General features: G+C 60.4%; 17 protein-coding genes. 7 read left to right on the forward strand and 10 right to left on the reverse strand.

From position 1 onward, the window contains the following. Nucleotides 1-136 precede the first annotated feature (136 nt). From RS887_RS26275 to RS887_RS26290, 4 genes are all read right to left on the reverse strand, one after another. On the reverse strand, nucleotides 137-427 hold the full coding sequence (locus RS887_RS26275) for a helix-turn-helix domain-containing protein (RefSeq protein ID WP_111286691.1): 291 nt from the start codon (nucleotides 425-427) through the stop codon (nucleotides 137-139). Further along, the gene (locus tag RS887_RS26280; protein WP_322617670.1) at nucleotides 427-741 is read right to left on the reverse strand and encodes a hypothetical protein; all 315 of its coding nucleotides are present in this window, start codon (nucleotides 739-741) and stop codon (nucleotides 427-429) included. The genes RS887_RS26275 and RS887_RS26280 overlap by 1 nt, the downstream gene beginning before the upstream one ends. Before the next feature lie 163 nt (nucleotides 742-904). Next, entirely contained in the window at nucleotides 905-2191 is a 1287-nt protein-coding gene (locus RS887_RS26285; RefSeq protein WP_322617671.1) for an OprD family porin, read from the reverse strand. A 260-nt stretch (nucleotides 2192-2451) separates the two neighbouring features. Beyond that, nucleotides 2452-3123, reverse strand: a complete 672-nt coding sequence (locus RS887_RS26290; protein ID WP_322617672.1) for a DsbA family protein — start codon at nucleotides 3121-3123, stop codon at nucleotides 2452-2454. 263 nt (nucleotides 3124-3386) lie between these two features. On the opposite strand from RS887_RS26290, the gene RS887_RS26295 reads away from it, so the two are divergent. Further along, nucleotides 3387-5480: a TonB-dependent siderophore receptor gene (locus RS887_RS26295; protein WP_322617673.1), complete on the forward strand. Its 2094-nt coding sequence runs from the start codon at nucleotides 3387-3389 to the stop codon at nucleotides 5478-5480. A gap of 212 nt (nucleotides 5481-5692) precedes the next feature. Here RS887_RS26295 and RS887_RS26300 read toward each other — a convergent pair whose 3' ends face one another. The 3 genes from RS887_RS26300 to RS887_RS26310 all read right to left on the reverse strand — a co-directional run bounded on the left by RS887_RS26300 (nucleotide 5693) and on the right by RS887_RS26310 (nucleotide 10460). Continuing rightward, nucleotides 5693-5905 carry a hypothetical protein gene (locus RS887_RS26300; protein ID WP_007972820.1) on the reverse strand — a complete coding sequence of 71 codons (213 nt, stop codon included), beginning with the start codon at nucleotides 5903-5905 and terminating at the stop codon, nucleotides 5693-5695. Nucleotides 5906-6145: 240 nt separating this feature from the next. Beyond that, a complete protein-coding gene (aguA, locus tag RS887_RS26305) occupies nucleotides 6146-7252 on the reverse strand; it encodes an agmatine deiminase (protein ID WP_322617674.1) in 1107 nt (368 codons plus the stop codon). A gap of 295 nt (nucleotides 7253-7547) precedes the next feature. Continuing rightward, complete coding sequence (locus tag RS887_RS26310; protein ID WP_322617675.1) at nucleotides 7548-10460, reverse strand: aminotransferase; 2913 nt, start codon at nucleotides 10458-10460, stop codon at nucleotides 7548-7550. Between the two features lie 190 nt (nucleotides 10461-10650). On the opposite strand from RS887_RS26310, the gene rfbC reads away from it, so the two are divergent. The 4 genes from rfbC (at nucleotide 10651) to RS887_RS26330 (ending at nucleotide 14986) form a co-directional block, all read left to right on the forward strand. Then, nucleotides 10651-11196 carry a dTDP-4-dehydrorhamnose 3,5-epimerase gene (gene rfbC, locus RS887_RS26315; protein ID WP_008019030.1) on the forward strand — a complete coding sequence of 182 codons (546 nt, stop codon included), beginning with the start codon at nucleotides 10651-10653 and terminating at the stop codon, nucleotides 11194-11196. Nucleotides 11197-11290: 94 nt separating this feature from the next. Further along, nucleotides 11291-13099, forward strand: coding sequence for a sensor histidine kinase (locus RS887_RS26320; protein ID WP_322617676.1), 1809 nt, complete (start codon nucleotides 11291-11293; stop codon nucleotides 13097-13099). Further along, complete coding sequence (locus tag RS887_RS26325; protein WP_322617677.1) at nucleotides 13096-14490, forward strand: sigma-54 dependent transcriptional regulator; 1395 nt, start codon at nucleotides 13096-13098, stop codon at nucleotides 14488-14490. The genes RS887_RS26320 and RS887_RS26325 overlap by 4 nt, the downstream gene beginning before the upstream one ends. 40 nt (nucleotides 14491-14530) lie before the next feature. Next, nucleotides 14531-14986, forward strand: a complete 456-nt coding sequence (locus tag RS887_RS26330) for a YiiD C-terminal domain-containing protein (RefSeq protein WP_008003181.1) — start codon at nucleotides 14531-14533, stop codon at nucleotides 14984-14986. Between the two features lie 86 nt (nucleotides 14987-15072). On the opposite strand, the gene cysQ is transcribed toward RS887_RS26330, so the two are convergent. Then, nucleotides 15073-15900 (reverse strand): 3'(2'),5'-bisphosphate nucleotidase CysQ, encoded by an 828-nt coding sequence (gene cysQ, locus RS887_RS26335; RefSeq protein WP_322617678.1) that lies wholly within the window; start codon nucleotides 15898-15900, stop codon nucleotides 15073-15075. Then, nucleotides 15897-16463: an ADP compounds hydrolase NudE gene (gene nudE / locus RS887_RS26340; protein WP_322617679.1), complete on the reverse strand. Its 567-nt coding sequence runs from the start codon at nucleotides 16461-16463 to the stop codon at nucleotides 15897-15899. The genes cysQ and nudE overlap by 4 nt, the downstream gene beginning before the upstream one ends. A gap of 88 nt (nucleotides 16464-16551) precedes the next feature. Here nudE and yrfG point away from each other — a divergent pair, with 88 nt between their 5' ends. Next, nucleotides 16552-17214 (forward strand): GMP/IMP nucleotidase, encoded by a 663-nt coding sequence (gene yrfG, locus RS887_RS26345; RefSeq protein ID WP_150755608.1) that lies wholly within the window; start codon nucleotides 16552-16554, stop codon nucleotides 17212-17214. 126 nt (nucleotides 17215-17340) lie between these two features. Here the strand turns inward: yrfG and lysM are convergent, their stop codons facing one another. Continuing rightward, nucleotides 17341-17781: a peptidoglycan-binding protein LysM gene (gene lysM, locus RS887_RS26350; protein ID WP_322617680.1), complete on the reverse strand. Its 441-nt coding sequence runs from the start codon at nucleotides 17779-17781 to the stop codon at nucleotides 17341-17343. Nucleotides 17782-17909: 128 nt separating this feature from the next. Here lysM and RS887_RS26355 point away from each other — a divergent pair, with 128 nt between their 5' ends. Then, a complete protein-coding gene (locus RS887_RS26355) occupies nucleotides 17910-18797 on the forward strand; it encodes a LysR family transcriptional regulator (RefSeq protein ID WP_322617681.1) in 888 nt (295 codons plus the stop codon). Nucleotides 18798-18846 lie beyond the last annotated feature (49 nt).

Genomic DNA, 18846 nt, shown 5'->3' on the forward strand with positions numbered 1-18846 from the left:
TCTACCTGGAAAGACAAGGCTGTAAGACTCATCTCGGAAACGTCCAGATCAATGCGGTCCGCCATCCAACAAAAAACGCAGCCTGAAGTAGCTGCGCTTTTTTGTGAAGGGGACAGAAAACGCTGAAATCGACTGATCAGCAGCCCAACGCTGCAAGTACATGCTCCGGGTCGTTATGAATCGCTCGCAACAGTGCACGGGCAGGTCCCTCAGGATCACGACGTCCCTGCTCCCAATTACGCAATGTTCCCACGGGAACATCAATTCGCTTGGCAAACGCTACCTGGGAAAGTCCCGTTGCGAGGCGAATTTTTTTGACCTGTGCAGCATCGACATGGAATTCACGCGATGGCTGCCGCTCACCACGGTCGATCTCATCCATCTGCGTCATGCTTTCAACAAGACGATCGAAGAGATTTTTCTCCATTATTTCCATCCTTTATTGATGGCACAAAGAACTGCTTTTTCTCTATCCGAAAGGGAATCTTGAATCCCTTTGCGGTAAATCAGTAGCAAACGTATCTGAAAAGCAGAGGTTACGTGATAGTAGATCACCCTTACGCCACCGCTTTTGCCCCTGCCATGCGCGGACCAGCGGATTTTTCTAAGCCCGCCGGTACCCTCTATCAAAGCACCAGCCTCGGGATGCTCGGCGAGATACTGCTGAAACTCTCCATATTCGTGATCGCCGAGATGACCTGGAAGGTCAGCGGTAAAAATCGGCGTCTCGATGAAGATCATGCAGTCCCTGCTATGCGTCATTGGCGTATAGCGTGAATTCTAGGTGTCAGAATGGATAAGGGCAATCAGTCTTTGGTTTCAGCGTTTTTTAAAAAAAGCCCCGAACCAGTCGGGGCTTTTTCTTTCTCAGCCTTTGATCAGGCCTAGATGCCGCAACCGATCATCAGAAGATGTTGATCGGGTAATCCACGAACACACGCACCTCGTTGCCGCTGACGTTGTACTCGCTCGACTTCTGCGACACGCGCAGGACCGAGCTGCGCAATTTGACGCTGAGGTCTTTGGCCGGGCCGCTTTGTACGACGTATTTGAACTGGTTGAAGATTTCGCGCTCGGTGCCGCCTTCGCTGGTGGAGGTGGTGATGTTGTCACCGCGCACGTAGGCCACGTTGTAGCTCAGGCCGGGTACACCGAAGGTGCTGAAGTCCAGGCCGTAGCCGACTTGCCAGCTGCGTTCGTCTTCGGCGTTGAAGTCGGACCAGTAGGAGTTCGCCAGGTAGATGGTGTTGCCACCGTCGCCGACGCGGCCTTGATCTTTCTGGTAGCCGCCATAGGCGTAGCCCAGGTTGCTGTCGCCGGTGCTGCGCTGGTGCGCGAGGGTGAACGAGTGCGGGCCGGTGATGAAGGTGGCGGCCAGGCTCCAGATCTTGTTGTCGTCGCCGGTGATACCGTTTTCGCGAACGTAGGAATCTTCCAGCTTGGTGCGGTAGCCGTTGAAGTCCAGGGTCAGGGACTGATCCTTGTCGATCGGGAACACGTAGTTGGCGTTCACGTATTGTTTCTTCAGCACGTCTTCGACGTCGGAAGCATACAGCGCAGCCTTGAATTGCTCGGTGAATTGGTAGCTACCGCCCAATACATTGATCGACTTCAAGCCACCGCTGTCACGACCTTCAGCACTTTTGCGCGATTCGGCGGTGAAGCGCCCGGCGTCCAGTTGCAGGCCTTTGATTTCCCTGGAGGTGATCAAGGTACCTGTGTAGCTTTCCGGCAGCAGGCGCGAGTTGTCGTAGTTCAGCACCGGCAGGGCCGGCATCTGGTCGCCGTAGGTCAGGGTGGTGCTGGACAGGCGGAATTTGATCGCCGCGCCGCCTTTGGACAGGTCGTCAGCCGGCTGACCGCTGTCGCCCTTTTTGAAAAAGTCGATGCCTTGCGCGCCGCTACGGTCTTCGCTGCGTTCCAGGTTCAGTGCGTACAGCCCGAAAGCGTCCACACCCACACCCACGGTGCCTTGGGTGAAGCCGGACGAGAACGTGCCGATGGCCGCCTGGCCCCACTCGGATTTATCCGGGTTGCCGTCTTTGAAGTCACGATTGATGTAGGCATTGCGCAGCAGCACTTTGAGGCTGCTGTCTTCAACAAAACCCTTGGATTCGGCCTGGTCGTTCGCCATGGCCTGTGTAGCGCTCAACATCCCCAGAGCGATCAGGCTGATTCGCTTGTTCAACATTTTGTTTTTTTCCTTGATTCGGTTGATACGCGCTGTGTCGAACGGCCGGAACGGCGCTATCGCGCTCTTGTTTCAATGCGAAAACAAAAAGGCCCGCCCACGATTGCTCGCGGCGGGCCTTTTATTGTTTTTGAGTCGTGGCGGTCGGCCACAGGCGTTGGGCCGAATCGTAGCCGCGCCCTCAATGATGTGTCAATTTCATGAAACATCTACAAATAGGTAAAAATCGTCTAAGAAACTGCTTTACGTGGCAGGAATATTCAATCGGTGCAACCTTCAAGGCCACAGGCTGCTACAGGAATGAATGCCCCCTGCTCGGGCAGCGACTGACTCAGCCACTGCGCAAATGCCTGGGGTTTTCCCAGCCATGGCCCGATATCGATCAGGGTGAATTGGTCATTGTCCTCAAGCACCAGGGTCGGAAAACCCTGCCCGCCCACCTTGGCCAGGAAAGCCCGGCTGTTCCTAATATGGCCTTCGGTGTCGACCGCCTTGAAGGCTCTTTCGAAGGCTTGACGGTCCAGTCCCATGCCGTGGGCCAGTTCAAACAGTACCGACTCGTCGGCGATGCGGCGCCCCTCCACGTAGTGAGCACTTTGCAAACACCCCAACAACTCCAGCCCGCGACCTTCCATTTGCTCGGCAGCCAGCACCGCAGCGATGGGTGGAGCCGAGTCGAACAACGCAGTGTGATCACGCAGCAATCCTTCGAAATAGGCCTCACCGAACGGCTGCCCGCTGTATTCGGCAATGCGCCGGTCATGGGGCATGACGTAACTGCGCAGTTGTGGCGATACCTTTTGCCGATTGGCCCCCGTCATCATGCCGCCGCCGCGGGCGATCACGGGCAGCACAGCCTGGGCGGCCTGCACCAGCGGTTTGGCGCCGTAGCACCAACCGCACAATGGGTCGTAGATGTAATGCAGGATCATGGAAAAGCTCCGACAGAAATTCAGGAAAATTCGATGTCGGCAGATTAGTGCCGCAGCGGCCTCGGAAAAACGCCGGATTGGCTTTCAGTCTGTTGCTTGAATCGGTCGAATGGTTGCGTAAATCCTCTGCATCAATTCAGACACAATTCGAAACAATCAAATGATAATATATCTCAATTACAACTAACAGCAGTAAATGGCAAGCATTACTATTCGCACCTCTTACACGCTTCAACCAAAAAATCCTACGGATGCGCTTTTCAATGCCTGCCCCTTTTCGCCTTGCGCCCTGCAGCCTTGGGCTTTCTGCCTTGTTGTCTGCCGGTTTTTCCTACGCTGCACCGACCACCTTACCCGCCACATCGATCAGCGCCGAAGCTGAAGCCGACGACCCGCGCGTGACCCAAACCAGCACGGCGACCCGGACCGCCACACCGGTGCGCTACGTGCCACAAGCCATCGACTCGATCAAAACCTCGAACGTGGTGGATTACGGCACCAACGATCTGGGCACGGCGCTCAGTGGCATCCCCAACGTCAGCAGCGGCGCCGACACACGCTTCGACAGCCTGCGCATCCGCGGTTTCGACGCCAGCAACGACTTCTATCTCGATGGCATCCGCGACGACAGCCAATACGTGCGCGACTTGCACAACATCGAACGCATCGACGTTTTGAAAGGCCCCGCCGCCGTGCTGTATGGCCGTGGCAGCCAGGGCGGCATCGTCAACCGGGTGAGCAAACTGCCTGAGTTCGGTCACCGCTCGACCATTGAAGCCCAGGGCGGCAGCGAGGACTTGCGCAGCCTGTATGCCGACCTCAGCACCGACCCTTCCGAGAACATCAGCCTGCGCCTGAACATGGGCAACATGGACGAGAACAGCTTCCGCGATGGCGTGAGTGGCAATCGCCAGTTGTTTGCGCCCTCGATGAGCTGGCAACTGACACCCGATCTGAACTGGTTGGTGCAGTACGAATACAGCCGCTACAACCGCACGCCGGATCGTGGCATCCCCGGTGTCAACGGTCGCCCGGCAGACGTGGGACGCGATACGACCTACGGCGGCGAAAACGATTTCATCGACGACAAGGCGCAGTCCCTGCGCTCGAAACTCACCTATGAACTGAGCGACAACTGGCAACTGCGCCAGACCCTGGGTGTGTTCAAGCTCGACAGCGATTTCGACAATACCTACCTGTCCGGCTATGTCCCGGCCACCAACAAGGTCACACGCCAGCACTGGCAGCAGGACCTGAACACCCGCAACGTCTACAACAACGTCGAGCTCGAAGGTGGTTTCGATACCTTCGGCCTGGAGCACCGCTTGCTCACCGGCATCGAAATCGGCAGCCAGCGCCGCGACCCGTTGCTGTACACCGCCGCCACTTCCGGGCCGGGCAGTTCACCGGTGCCGGCGCTGGACCTGTACAGCCCCGACCGCAATTTGCGTCATACCGGGCGCATGGTGGTGTCGAGCAACACCCACACCGAGGTTGAGAGCCGCGCGGTGTATGTACAGGATCAATTGCGCCTGAACGATCAATGGCAATTGCTCACCGGCCTGCGTTACGACACGTTCGATATCGAGTCGACCAACAAGGTGCGCAACATTTCCGAAGACAGTGACAGCCATAGCACCAGCCCTCGCGTTGGCGTGGTCTGGACGCCGCTGCAAAACCACTCCTTCTACGCCTCCTGGAGCAAGACGTTCTCGCCGGTCGGCGGTGGCCTGATCGGCATCACCCCGGGCGCGGCCGGTAACAGCAATGACCTGAGCCCGGAGCTGACCAAACAGAAGGAAATCGGGGTAAAGAGTGACTGGCTCGACGATCGCCTGAGCACCACGCTGGCCATCTATGAGCTGGAGCTCTACAACCGTCGTACCAGCGACCCGAACAACCCGACCATTACCCTGCTTTCCGGGCTGCAACGCTCTCGCGGGATCGAGCTGACCGCCGCCGGCAGGATTGCCGGCAACTGGTACATGCGCGGTGGCGTGGGTCTGCAGGACGCAACCATCGAAAAGGACAACAACGGCCTGGAAGGCAAGCGCATCAACAACGTGGCCAAGCACAACGGCAGCCTGTTCCTGACCTGGAAACCGGAAATGGGCTGGTACGCCGAAACCGGCTTGACCCTGGTTGGCGACCGCTATGCCGACAACCTCAACACCTCCGTGTTGCCGGGTTATGGCCGCTGGGATGCGTTGGCCGGTTTCCGTCAGAAGGATTGGGATTTGCGCGCAGCGCTGAACAATATCAGCGACAAGACGTATTACTCGTCGGCGACCAGCGCCTTTCAGATCCAGCCGGGGGCACCGCGTAGCCTGGTGGTGACAGGCACTTACAGTTTCTGACCACGACACAAAACCTGTGGGAGCGGCGGTGCGGCGATCCGACTTGCTCGCGATAGCGGTGGATCAGTCGATACTCATACTGACTGACACGGCGCCTTCGCGAGCAAGCCCGCTCCCACAAGGGATAGTGGTGATTGCATGAATCTGCGTGCAAAAAAAAAAGCGCCGCCATCCCGGCAGCGCTTTTTTTGATCAATCCGTTGTTGTTCTTCTTATCCTTCCATTACATCCCACAACGCATCCAGTTCCGCTTCGCTGAATAAACCAGCAGGGTAACGCTCGATCATCGTCCGGCGCGGATCAGTTTCGCTGATCTGACGCATTCCATTGGACTTGAACCAGTGCGCCAGAATCTGGAGCGATTCGCTATTGACTGCCAGGGGATGCAACGCCTTGTCGCTCACTACATTCACTTCGGCGTTCATTTCCGCGCTCTCTCCCGGTTTGTGAGCGGCTAACTTATCCAAGGTTTATGACAGAACATCGAAGTCCTCCCCCTCCCCGAGTTACAACAGTAGAGATACAAGAGCTGTGCCAAGGTTTCTGAAGTGTGGCCAAACGGATAAAAGCCCGCAGCCCTTAAGGGCTGCGGGCTCTGTGCAATGCCGCGGGCTAATCGACAGCCTGAGGAATTTCGCAATCAACTCAAGCTGTTACAACCTCACTCACTCCTTGTGCGGCGCGGGTTGTTGCTGGGTAAGGCAGTGAATATTGCCGCCCCCCAGTAACAGTTCGCGGCCAGGCACCATCACCACTTCATGCTGTGGGAACAGGTTCTGCAGGATTTCCTTGGCCGGGCCATCCTGCGGGTCGTCAAAGCTCGGCGCGATGATGCCGCCGTTGACGATCAGGAAGTTCACGTAGGAACCGGCCAGACGAACAGTCGGGTTACGTTCCTGGGTTCCATCGACCGGATCGACACCGGCACATTCTTCCTCGGTCGCAAACAGCGGCCCCGGAATCGGCATCTTGTGCACCGTAAATGGGCGACCCTTGGCGTCGGTGCTGTCTTGCAGCACTTTCATCGCCGCCTGGCAGCGCGGGTAGTTCGGGTCCTGTGGATCATCGGTCCAGGCCAGCAGCACTTCGCCCGGACGCACATAGCAGCAGAAGTTATCCACATGACCGTCGGTTTCGTCGTTGAACAAGCCATCCGGCAGCCAGATGATTTTATCCACAGCCAGGTTCGCACTCAGGACCGCTTCGATTTCCGCTCGATTCATGTGCGGGTTGCGATTGCGGTTGAGCAGGCATTCTTCGGTGGTGATCAGCGTGCCTTCGCCGTCGACGTGAATCGAGCCGCCCTCGAGCACGAAGCCTTCGGTGCAGTAGCGCGGGCTGCGCTCGATCTCCAGGATCTTGCCGCCGACCTGCGAGTCACGGTTCCACGGCGAATACAGGCCGCCGTCAAAACCGCCCCAGGCATTGAAGTCCCAGTTCACGCCACGGACTTCGCCACTGTTGTTGATGACGAAGGTCGGACCGGAGTCGCGAACCCAGGCGTCGTCGCTGGACATTTCCACCACACGAATATTCGGCACGTCCAGACGGGCACGGGCGTTTTCGTACTGGCCGGCGGAAACCGCCACGGTCACCGGTTCGAATCGGGCGATGGCCTTGGCCACTGCCACGTGCGCGGCTTGTGCCGGTTTGCCACCCAGGCGCCAGTTGTCCGGGCGCTCGGGCCAGATCATCCAGGTCTGGGTTTGGGGTGCCCATTCGGCTGGCATGTAGAAGCCGTCGGCGCGAGGGGTGCTGTTCAACGTGGTCATGGCTCAGGACTCCGGAGTGGCATTGATACCTGACAGAAATGGAAGCGTATGTGTAAACGCCGTGGGCTGTGGCGACTTTATATCCGATAAATATCGGCTTTTAAAGCACCATCAATCCACAGTTACAAAAATTGTCGATAAAAAGCCGATATCAATCGAATTAATAGCACCCTTCATGTGGGAGCGGGCTTGCTCGCGAAAACGATACCCCAGGCGCAAGAAATCCTTCGGATGTACCGCCCTCTTCGCGAGCAAGCCCGCTCCCACATTGGCTCGCATTCATTAGTGGATCGGTTTACAAGCCTTCCGCCAGCACCTTCGACAGCATGTCCACGAAGAAATCCACGCTCTGGCGCGAAGTGACCATCGGCGGCTTGATCTTGAGGATGTTCAGGTAATCGCCGGTCGGCTGCATGAAGATCCCCAGTTCACGCAAACGATCGCACAGCGCGGTGGTTTCTTCGGTGGCCGGCTCCAGGGTTTCGCGGTTGCGGATCAGCTCGACGCCCAGGTAGAAACCGGAACCATGCACCGCGCCCACTAACGGATGAATATCGATCAGCGCTTCGAGGCGCTTCTTGAAGTGCCCGCCAACGACCTGGGCGTTTTCCCAGAGTTTTTCCTCTTCCATCACATCCAGCACGGCCATGCCGACCTGGCAACTGACCGGGCTGCCACCGGCGGACGAGAAGAAGTAACCCTCGGCCTCCAGCGCCTCGGCGATTTCCCGGCGAGTGATGACCGCGCCCAGCGGCTGGCCGTTACCCATGCCCTTGGCCATGGTGATGATGTCCGGCACCACGCCCTGCTCTTCGAAGCCCCAGAAGAAATCGCCCATGCGCCCGTAGCCGACCTGCACTTCGTCGGCGATGCACACGCCGCCTTGGGCCCGAACCATTGCATAGACTTGCTGCAAATAGCCCGGTGGCAGCGAAATACCGCCGGCATTGCCGTACACCGGTTCGCAGATGAAGCCGGCCAGTTGGCGTTTCTGCCCGGCGATTTTCGCCAGGTTGTGCTCGACGCTTCGCACATAATCCGGCGCACTGTCGGGGCCACGGAATTCACCGCGATAGGTGTTTGGCGCGGTCACCGGGTGCACCCAGTCCGGGCGGCTGCTCAAGGCCTTGGGGTTGTCGGCGATCGAGGTCGACACCGAGTCGGCACCCACCGTCCAGCCGTGGTAGGCCTCCAGCACGCTGAGCATGTCGCGGCCGCCGCTGTAGGCCCACGCCAGGCGAATCGCCAGATCGTTGGCCTCGCTACCGCTGTTGACCAGGAACACACGGTCCATGCCGTCGGGGGACAGCTTCAGCAAACGTTCGGAGAACTCGGCCACGGCCGCGTAGTTGAAGCGCGAGTTGGTGTTGAGCAACGACCACTGGCGACTGGCAACCGCCGCCATGCGCGGGTGACCGTGGCCCAATACCGCAACGTTGTTGAGCATGTCGAGGTAGGAACGCCCCTGCATGTCGATCAAATGGTTGCGCCAGCCACGCTCGATGCGCGGCGGGTCGACGTAATAATGCTTTTGCGTACGGGCGAAACTGGCGTTGCGGCGGGCCAGCAAGGTCGCTCCGTCGAGTTCTGCTTCCGCGTCGCAAGCCAGCCCCAGCAGCGCCGCAGGCGATGGGCACAGCGCCTGCCAGGCGGCGGCGCGCGATGGCGTGCAGAACAACGGTGCATTGATCGACCCGCCACGGCACAACTGCACGATCAACGGCCCGCTGACCGAACCCAGCACCTGGCCTTTGACCAGTGCCGCGCCGCTGTGCAGCGACGGCGTGACACCCCAGAGCCGCACACTCAAATGCGGGCCGTCCAGTTGCAGCACGCCGGTGGACGGGTGATGTACCACCCCGGCAAACGGCGCTTCGACCGCCGTGCCCTGTGGCACACGCAACTCGACGTGCAGCGGGCATGTATCAGGCTCGATGGCGCTGTCCGGGCGCGTGTGGGACAGGCGGTATTGCCCGTAACGACTGGCCGCCAGGCCATGTGCCGAGGCCGCTTCATCCAGCAGGCGCTGGTCGACGCCTTCCTGCTCCCAGTTCCCGGCCTCGAAATGCGGGCTGAGCACACCCAGGTCGATCAAGGCGAATTCACGCCCCACCAGGTTCGGCAACAGCGGCGCAAAGCCTTCACTGCCGATGGCCGGAAGATTCTGGCCGACGGCCGTGAGGATCGCCGCCTCCATCAACGCCAACGGCACCGAGGTGGCCACACGGAAGATTTCCCATTCATGGACCAGGTTATCGCGGCTGTAGGCATTGCCCGGATCGATGCTGACCTGCTGTTCGCCACTGAGCACCAGCACCGCCGCGCGGGCAACGATCAGCGGCCACAGCGCCAGCAGCTCTTCGTGTTGCAACGGATTGACCGCGTGATACGCCTGTACCGCTGGCAAGATGCAGAACGGATCGCCCTCGCCATGATGCAGCAGCGCAGCGCAGGTCACCGACAGATCGGTTATGCGCCAGGTGCGCACCAGGTCGCCGAAGTCGATCACGCCTTGCAATTGCCAGTGGCGTTGCGCATCGCGCTGCCACACCACGTTGTCGTCGGTGATGTCCATGTGAATGGCCTGCACCGGCAGTTTGTCTTCCAGTGGCTGCAAATGCCGCTCGGCTTGCCCGGACGCTTCGACGATCAGTTTGCGCAGGTCTTCATCCTTGATCACCGGCAGCAAGTGCGCGATCAGGGCGTGAGCATGGCGGGCGTCCCACTGCAGGGTTCGCACCAGACCCGGATGGTCGAAGTCCGCCAGGGCCAAGTCCATTTCACCGCACAGACGACCGAAGCCGGACACCATCGTCGGGTTGAAATGGCTGAGGCTCGTCAACGGCTGGCCTTCGATGTAATCGAGCAGACGAACGTGCACTGCCTGGCCGCCAACGTCCAGAGACAGCAGGTCTGCACCGTTTTTCGCCGCAATGACACGCGGCACATGGACATCGGGGTGCTCGCCCAAGTGCTTGAGCCCGGCATGCTGCGCCTCAAGCTCAAGTACCGAGTAGTCACCACGGCAGATTTTCAGGACGAAACGTCCCCGCTCGCTGTCGACGCGGTAGTTCAGGTCTTGCTGGCTGCCAAGGGCCTGCAACCTGCCACTGAGCCCGTAATGTTCTTCCAGCAGCTCTAGCGCTTGCTCCGCAGACACCTGCGGGCTGGGCAGACTGGCGCGATGAATCAACGTGGCGAGCGACATACAACGACCCCTGAAATTTTATTAGGCGCCTATATCGCCACTGCTCAGAGTGATACGCAACCCCCCGGGGCCGGTACTCGTCGTTTACAGGGGCTGGAACAGGCCGGTAGATTTTTACTTGAACACTCGCCCCCGTCGGCGCTTTGCGCAAGAATGGCGGCCATCAAACGCACACCGCTGGAGAACCACCATGAATGTAGTGACCACCGACCTGCCCGGTGTTCTGATCCTCGAACCCAAGGTCTTTGGTGACGAACGTGGTTTCTTCTACGAGAGTTTCAACGCCCGGGCCTTCAAGGAGGCCACCGGACTGGACACTGAATTCGTTCAAGACAATCACTCCCGATCGCAGAAGGGCGTGCTGCGCGGCCTGCATTACCAACTGGAAAATACCCAGGGAAAACTGGTTCGCGTCACGGCCGGTGAAGTGCTGGACGTAGCCGTGGACATCCGCCGCAGCTCTGCGCACTTCGGTAAATGGGTCGCCGTGCGACTGTCTTCCGACAATCATCGTCAGCTCTGGGTCCCGGAAGGTTTCGCCCACGGGTTCGTGGTATTGAGCGAATTTGCCGAGTTCCTTTACAAAACCACCGACTACTACACGCCATCCGCCGAGCGCAGCATTCGCTGGGACGATCCGGACCTGGCCATCGACTGGCAACTGGAAGGCACGCCGCAGCTGTCGGCGAAAGATCAGGCCGGCGTATTTTTCAAGGACGCCGACGTCTTTGCCTGATAAGGCCGGCTGAAGCGCCCCGATCAAGATGCACCTGACCCAAGGTGCACAAGCCTAGGCATAATGCGCCTGTACCCACAGACGCATGCGGCTCATGAAACCGACTCTCCCCCCCAGACCCCGTTGGCGCAGTCTCGCCCTGCTGGCACTGTGCCTGGCGCCGCTGCTGTGGCCCCTGGAGCATCTCGCCGAGCGTTATTACCGCAGCGAGCTGGCCAGCCAGAATCGCCAGACCCTCGACCTCTACGTCGCCAACCTGCTGGGTACCCTGCACCGCTATGAAGTGTTGCCGCAGATCCTCGGCGACCTGCCGGCCCTGCGCGCCGTCCTCGGTGCACCGGACGATGGCGTCACCCAAGGCAATGCCAACCGCCTGCTGAAAAACATTGCGACCCAGACCGGCGCCGAAGTCATGTACCTGATGGACGCGACCGGCAAGACCCTGGCCGCCTCCAACTGGGACAAGCACGACAGTTTCGTCGGGCGCAATTTTTCCTTCCGGCCGTATTTCAGCGAAGCCATGGCCGGGAAGCTCGGGCGCTTTTTCGGCCTGGGCACGACCTCCGCCAAGCGCGGTTACTTCTTCGCCGCCGGTGTGCGCGAGGGCGAAAAAATCGTTGGTGTGCTGGTGGTCAAGGTCGATCTTGACCACACCGAAAGCCTCTGGGGCAAAACCCCGGAACAACTGCTGCTGACCGACCACAACGGCGTGGTGATTCTCACCTCGCGACCGGAGTGGCGATTCCGCTCCACCCGCCCGTTGAACGAGGAAGAAAGCAAAGCCATCACTGCGATCCAACCCTACCCAACCCGCGAGCCCAAACCGCTGAAGCTTAATCCCAATGCCTGGCTGACCCAGACCCAGCAGATCGCCGAAACCGGCTGGAATGTCAGCATCCTTGCCCCGCGTACCTTGATCGACCGCCCGGTGCGCACGGTGGTGGCCATCGGCGGCGCAACGCTGCTGGTATTGATGCTGTTGCTTGGCCTGATGATGCAGCGCCGTCGCCATTACCTCGAACGCATTGCTTTCGAAGCCAAGGCCCGCCGCGAACTGGAAGGTCGGGTCGCCGAACGCACCAGCGACCTCGAAGGCCTGAACCGGCGCCTGAAACAGGAAGTGCTGGAGCGCGAACAGGCCCAGCAGGATCTGGTACGCGCCCAGGATGACCTGGTGCAGGCCGGCAAATTGTCGGCACTGGGCACCATGTCGGCGAGCATCAGCCACGAACTCAATCAGCCGCTGGCAGCGATTCGCAGCTATGCGGAAAACGCCGAAGTACTGCTCGATCACCAGCGCACCGACGATGCCCGCGGCAACCTCAAGCTGATCAGCGAATTGACCGGTCGCATGGCCTCGATCATCGCCCACCTGCGCGCCTTCGCCCGGCGCGACCGCCATGCCCCGGAAAGTGTCGCCCTGCAACCGGCGCTGGATGATGCCCTGGCCTTGCTGGCCAAGCGCCGACGCAGCATGGAAGTCGAACTGATCCGCGACTTGCCCGCCGCCACCCTGTGGGTCGAGGCCGGGGAAACCCGCCTGCGCCAGGTACTCGGCAATCTGCTGGCCAACGCCCTGGATGCCCTGACGGAAAAAGGCCCGCCACGTAAACTCTGGCTGAGTGCCCAATCCACCGCCGATGGCGTCAACCTGTACATTCGCGACAACGGCCCCGGCTTTTGCATGGAAGCCCTTGGGCGCGCCAGCGAGCCGTTCTACACCACCAAGACCCGAACCCAGGGCCTGGGTCTGGGGCTGGCGATTTGCGAAACCCTGATGCGCGCCTTCGGCGGCGAACTGTCGTTCGCCAATCACAAGGAGGGCGGCGCCCTGATTACCCTGAAGCTGCGCGCAGGCGCACCGGGCGTGAGCCTGCAACCGTCCGAGGACCGAAGTGCATGACCATCGACAACCGCATTCAGGTCGTGTTGATCGACGACGATCCCCATTTGCGTCAGGCCTTGAGCCAAACGCTGGATCTGGCCGGCCTGAAAATCCTGCCGCTGGCCGAAGCCAAGGGCCTGGCCGCTCAACTGGAGCGCGACTGGCCCGGCGTGGTGGTCAGTGACATCCGCATGCCCGGTATGGACGGTCTGGAGCTGCTGACCGAACTGCACGCCCAGGACCCTGAGCTGCCGGTGCTGTTGATCACCGGCCACGGCGATGTGCCGCTGGCCGTGCAGGCCATGCGCGCCGGAGCCTATGACTTTCTGGAGAAACCCTTCGCCAGCGACGCCCTGCTCGACAGCGTGCGCCGCGCGCTGGCCCTGCGCCGGCTGGTGCTGGACAACCGCAGCCTGCGATTGGCCTTGAGCGACCGCAATGAGCTAAGCGCCCGTCTGGTTGGCCACTCACCTTCGATGCTGCGCCTGCGCGAGCAGATCGGCGCGCTGGCCGCGACCAGGGCCGATGTGCTGATCCTCGGCGAAACCGGCGCTGGCAAAGAAGTCGTGGCCCGGGCGCTGCACGATTTATCGAACCGTCGCAATGGACCGTTCGTGGCGATCAACGCCGGTGCCCTGGCCGAATCAGTGGTCGAAAGCGAGCTGTTCGGTCACGAGCCCGGCGCCTTCACCGGGGCGCAGAAACGCCGCATCGGCAAGTTCGAATTCGCCAATGGCGGCACCTTGTTCCTCGATGAAATCGAAAGCATGAGCCTGGATGTGCAGGTCAAATTACTGCGCTTGCTGCAAGAACGGGTGGTCGAACGCCTGGGCGGCAATCAACTGATCCCGCTGGACATCCGCATCATCGCCGCCACCAAGGAAGACCTGCGCCAGGCGGCGGATCAAGGGCGTTTCCGTGCCGACTTGTATTACCGCCTGAACGTCGCGCCATTGCGGATTCCACCGCTGCGCGAGCGGGGCGAAGATGCCCTGATGCTGTTCCAGCATTTTGCCGATGAAGCCAGTGCCCGCCACAGCTTGCCGCCCCATGAACTGCAACCGGGGCAACGAGCCTTGCTGCTGCGCCATACCTGGCCCGGCAACGTGCGCGAGCTGCAAAATGCGGCCGAGCGGTTTGCCCTCGGGCTGGAACTGGCCCTCGACAACAGCACGCCGGATGGCAGCGCTGGCAACAGGGTCGAAGTCGTCAGCGGCGGTTTGAGCGAGCAGGTGGAGAACTTCGAAAAAACCCTCATTGCCGCCGAGCTGGCGCGCCCACACAGCTCCGTGCGCAGCGTCGCCGAAGCCCTCGGCGTTCCGCGCAAGACCCTGCACGACAAACTGCGCAAACACGGTTTGAGCTTCTCGGACAGTGGCGCCCCGGCCCACCCTGACGACCTCGACTGAGCTACCGTCCAATCATCCACTTCAAGCAAGAGGCCCCTGAATGAGCCGCGACAGCCGACAACTGGAATCAGTCCTGCATCACGACATTCCCCTCACCCGGGACATGGGCCTCAAAGTGCTCGACTGGCATGACCAGCAACTGCGCCTGCACCTGCCGCTGGAAGCCAACGTCAATCACAAGAGCACCATGTTCGGCGGCAGCCTGTATTGCGGCGCGGTCCTGGCCGGCTGGGGCTGGCTGCATTTGCGCCTCAAGGAAGAAGGCATTACCGACGGGCACATCGTGATTCAGGAAGGACAGATCAGTTACCCGCTGCCGGTAACGGGCGATGCCAACGCCATTTGCCAGGCGCCGGATCCGGTGATCTGGAAGAAATTCCTGACCACGTTCCAGCGCTATAGCCGAGCGCGGTTGACGCTGCATACGCGGGTCGTCAATGAAGGTCGTGATGAGGATGCGGTGAGGTTTGTCGGGCAGTACGTGCTGCACCGTTGAACACCAATGCGCCTGTAAGAGCCGGCTTCCCGGCGAATGATGCAACGCGGTGTGCCTGACACACCGCTTCGCTGGCAAGCCAGCTCCTACAGGCTAGCCAGCTCCAGCAGTCTATCCCGCCACGCCGCCTTTGCCGGCAACGCCAGAAAAAACGGGTTCAACAGCGACTCTCGCGGCGGATAGCTGAACGGCTCGCCGCTCAACTCCAGCACCTCACCGCCGGCGCCTTCCAGCACACCTTGCGCTGCCGCCGTGTCCCACTGCGAAGTCGGTGCCAGGCGCGGATAGCAATCCGCGGCCCCTTCCGCCAGCAGGCAAAACTTCAGCGAACTGCCGATATTGGCCAGTTGCAGCTCGCCAAGGCTGGCACTCAGCCCGGCCAGCAAACGCTCCTGCTCCGGGCTCGAATGGCGACGACTGGCCACCACGGTGAACGACTCGCCTGGCGCTAACGCATCACGCACCTGAATCGCCACAGGCGTGCCACCTTTATCGCCGCGCCAGGCACCGAGGCCGGCGCCGCCGACATAAAAACGGCCGTTGGTCGGCATCGACACCACACCGAACACCACTCGACCGTTTTCGATCAGGGCGATGTTGACGGTGAACTCTTCGCTGCCGCTGATGAATTCCTTGGTGCCATCCAGCGGATCGACCAACCACCAACGCTGCCAGCCGGCACGAACGCCTTGGGGAATGTTGGCGTCCTCTTCGGAGAGCACCGGGATGCCCGGATCGAGCGCCGTCAGCCCGGCCAGAATCAGGTGGTGCGCGGCCAGGTCAGCAGCGGTCACCGGCGAATCATCGGCCTTCGCCGTGACGGCAGTGCCTGTGCGCCAAAATGGCAGGATCGCCTCACCAGCCTGCAAGGCCAGCTCGATGACCGGTGCCATCAACGGATGCGGGAAATTCATGGCTGGAACGCCCCGCGCTGAGTCAACAGGTCTCGGGCCAGGTACAGCGCCGCCAAGGCACGGCCTTCAGTAAATTGAGGGTTTTGCGCCAGCGCCGCGAGTTCACGCAGATTGACCTTGTCCACCCGCATCGGCTCGGGCTCGTCGCCTTCCAGGCGCTCTTCGTAGAGGTCGGTAGCCAGCACCACCTGAATCTTCTGGCTCATGTAACCGGGGGACAACGACAACTCGGTCAGGTGCTCCAGCTGCCGCGCGCCGAACCCGGCCTCTTCCTTGAGCTCACGCTCGGCTGCCGCCAACACGTCTTCACCCGGCTCGATCAAACCCTTGGGCAATGACATTTCATATTCATCCGTGCCGCCGCAATACTCCTCGACCAGCACCGCATGTTCGGCATCGAGCATCGCCACGATCATTACCGCGCCGTACCCGGCCCCTTTGCCAACCAGGCGCTCATACGTGCGCTCCACGCCATTGGCAAAGCGCAACTTCAGCTCCTCCACGCAGAACAATCGACTGGTGGCGACAATTTCGCGGGCGAGTATGGTGGGTTTCTGGCGCATGCAAAGCTCCTTGGCGTGAACGCGCTACTATAACGCGGCTTTCCCGATTGTTTACGCCAGAAATCTTTCTACTGCCCGAGACGTTGCCATGCCTTCATTACCCTGGTCCGACATCGATACCGTTCTGCTGGACATGGACGGCACGCTGCTGGATCTGCATTTCGACAATCATTTCTGGATGGAGCACCTGCCCCAGCGTTACGCCGAACTGCACGGGGTCAGTCGGGCCATGGCCGAGATGGAATTGCAGCCGTTATTCGAGCGCAATGCCGGCCAGTTGCAGTGGTACTGCCTCGACTTCTGGAGCGCCGAACTGAAGCTGTCGGTGCGCGACCTGAAACTGGAAACCGCGCATCTGATCGCCCTGCGCCCGGACGCCGACACCTTTCTGGCGGCGATCAAACGGGCCGGCAAGCGCGTGGTGCTGATCACCAATGCCCATCGGGATGCGCTGTCGTTGAAGCTGGAAAAAATCGAACTGGCACCCTACTTCGAACGCTTGATCAGTTCCCACGACTACGGCTTCCCCAAGGAAAACCCGCAGTTCTGGGATGCGCTGCAAGCCGACATCGATTTCGATCCGGCGCGCAGCCTGTTCATCGACGACACCTTGCCGATCCTGCGCAGCGCACGGGACTTTGGTGTGGCGCATTTGCTGGCCGTGCGCGAGCCAGACAGCCGCAAAGGGCCGAAGGATACGGCGGAGTTTGCAGCGGTGGGGGATTATCGGGATTTGATTGCAGGTCTCTAGACCGCGTTGCCTGCATCGCGGGCAAGCCCGCTCCCACAGGACCTGTGTCGTTCGCATCCGTCGTGAACGACGCAGGTCCTGTGGGAGCGTGGCTTGCCCGTGATGGCCATCACGCGGTTTGAAGTATCACTCGGGAATCCGCAACGTCTGCCCCGGATAGATCTTGTCCGGGTGCGACAGCATCGGTTTGTTGGCTTCGAAAATCTTGTTGTACTGGTTGGCACTGCCATACACGGCCAAAGATATGGCGCTGAGGGTATCGCCCTTCTTCACGACCACGAAACGTGCGGCAGCAACGACCGGCCCGGTCACAGCAATCTGATCATCCACGCTGCCAACCCCGGCAATATTGCCCACCGCCAGCAGGATCTTTTCCTTCTCTTCCTGGCTCGCCACTTCGCCAGTCACCGTCACCTTGTCACCATCGACCGTCGCTTGCACATTCGGATTACCCAGGCCGACTTTGCTGATGTGTTCTTTCAACTGCTCACTGGCATTGGCATTGCCTGGTGTCAGCAGATCCAGCAGTTTTTCGCCTGCTTCCTTCACAAAGCTCAAAAGACTCATGGTGCACTCTCCTTGGGTTTGAGGTTCCAGACGCAAAAGCCTAGAACACGGCCATCACTTGCGATTTCAACCCGACCAATGACCCCGCTTGCGATAGAATCCGCCCCTTCCCGCGCCCAGGAGCGAAGATGGACATCAAGCAGCTGAAATTCCTCATCGCGCTCGACGAAACCCGCCATTTCGGCCAGGCCGCCGCACGCTGCCACATCACCCAGCCAACCCTGTCCATGCGCCTGCGCAGTCTCGAAGAAGAACTCGATTTGCCGCTGGTCAATCGTGGCCAGCGCTTCGAGGGCTTCACCGCGCCGGGCGAGCGGGTGCTGGCCTGGGCGCGCACGGTGCTGGCAGCCTATGACGGTTTGTACGCCGAAGCGGCCGCCTGTCGTGGCAACCTGGTCGGCACCTTACGCCTGGGCATGGTGCCGCTGTCGAGTTTCGACCCGCTGCCGCTGCTGCAACGCCTGCACGGGGAGCATCCGAACCTGCGTTTCGAACTCTCGGCGCTGAGTTCGGAACAGATCCTCGAACAACTGGCGAACAATCGCCTGGACCTCGGTGTTTCCTATCTGGAACGCCTCGATGTCGAACATTTCGACTCCCTGGCCTTCAGCGAAACTCGCATGGGGTTGCTCTACGACCAACGTTTCTTCACCTTTGGCGAGGCGCCACTGAGCTGGGAATCATTGATCGAACTGCCACTGGGCATGCTCACCAGCGGCATGCACTTTCGCCAATCCATCGACCATAACTTCCACAGCCGCGGCCTCACCCCACAACCGTTGTTGCAGACCGACGCCGTTCATCAACTGCTGCAAGCGGTGCACGGCGGCCTGTGTTGCGCCGTGATGCCATTGGACGGTGGCCTCGAAGGGCTGACCGAACACCTGCGCCTGCAACCGATCGAGAACGCCCAGACCCTTGGCCGCCTGGGGCTGATCATGCGTCGCAGCGCGCCACGCTCGGCCCTGGCGGAGGCCTGTTTCGCGATCTATCGGCAATCGCAGACGAACTCTTGATCGACGGCATCTATCGGTAGATCAGTAATAGCGATTAGACGCGACAAGT

This window comes from Pseudomonas sp. BIC9C (assembly GCF_034541995.1).
GTDB classification, from domain to species: Bacteria; Pseudomonadota; Gammaproteobacteria; order Pseudomonadales; family Pseudomonadaceae; genus Aquipseudomonas; species Aquipseudomonas fluorescens_CC.

What these genes read in the sequence shown, in the direction of transcription:
- RS887_RS26275 (WP_111286691.1), bottom strand. Translation starts at nt 427, where the DNA reads ATGGAGAAAAATCTCTTCGATCGTCTTGTTGAAAGCATGACGCAGATG.
- RS887_RS26280 (WP_322617670.1), bottom strand. Translation starts at nt 741, where the DNA reads ATGATCTTCATCGAGACGCCGATTTTTACCGCTGACCTTCCAGGTCAT.
- RS887_RS26285 (WP_322617671.1), bottom strand. Translation starts at nt 2,191, where the DNA reads ATGTTGAACAAGCGAATCAGCCTGATCGCTCTGGGGATGTTGAGCGCT.
- RS887_RS26290 (WP_322617672.1), bottom strand. Translation starts at nt 3,123, where the DNA reads ATGATCCTGCATTACATCTACGACCCATTGTGCGGTTGGTGCTACGGC.
- RS887_RS26295 (WP_322617673.1), top strand. Translation starts at nt 3,387, where the DNA reads ATGCCTGCCCCTTTTCGCCTTGCGCCCTGCAGCCTTGGGCTTTCTGCC.
- RS887_RS26300 (WP_007972820.1), bottom strand. Translation starts at nt 5,905, where the DNA reads ATGAACGCCGAAGTGAATGTAGTGAGCGACAAGGCGTTGCATCCCCTG.
- aguA (WP_322617674.1), bottom strand. Translation starts at nt 7,252, where the DNA reads ATGACCACGTTGAACAGCACCCCTCGCGCCGACGGCTTCTACATGCCA.
- RS887_RS26310 (WP_322617675.1), bottom strand. Translation starts at nt 10,460, where the DNA reads ATGTCGCTCGCCACGTTGATTCATCGCGCCAGTCTGCCCAGCCCGCAG.
- rfbC (WP_008019030.1), top strand. Translation starts at nt 10,651, where the DNA reads ATGAATGTAGTGACCACCGACCTGCCCGGTGTTCTGATCCTCGAACCC.
- RS887_RS26320 (WP_322617676.1), top strand. Translation starts at nt 11,291, where the DNA reads ATGAAACCGACTCTCCCCCCCAGACCCCGTTGGCGCAGTCTCGCCCTG.
- RS887_RS26325 (WP_322617677.1), top strand. Translation starts at nt 13,096, where the DNA reads ATGACCATCGACAACCGCATTCAGGTCGTGTTGATCGACGACGATCCC.
- RS887_RS26330 (WP_008003181.1), top strand. Translation starts at nt 14,531, where the DNA reads ATGAGCCGCGACAGCCGACAACTGGAATCAGTCCTGCATCACGACATT.
- cysQ (WP_322617678.1), bottom strand. Translation starts at nt 15,900, where the DNA reads ATGAATTTCCCGCATCCGTTGATGGCACCGGTCATCGAGCTGGCCTTG.
- nudE (WP_322617679.1), bottom strand. Translation starts at nt 16,463, where the DNA reads ATGCGCCAGAAACCCACCATACTCGCCCGCGAAATTGTCGCCACCAGT.
- yrfG (WP_150755608.1), top strand. Translation starts at nt 16,552, where the DNA reads ATGCCTTCATTACCCTGGTCCGACATCGATACCGTTCTGCTGGACATG.
- lysM (WP_322617680.1), bottom strand. Translation starts at nt 17,781, where the DNA reads ATGAGTCTTTTGAGCTTTGTGAAGGAAGCAGGCGAAAAACTGCTGGAT.
- RS887_RS26355 (WP_322617681.1), top strand. Translation starts at nt 17,910, where the DNA reads ATGGACATCAAGCAGCTGAAATTCCTCATCGCGCTCGACGAAACCCGC.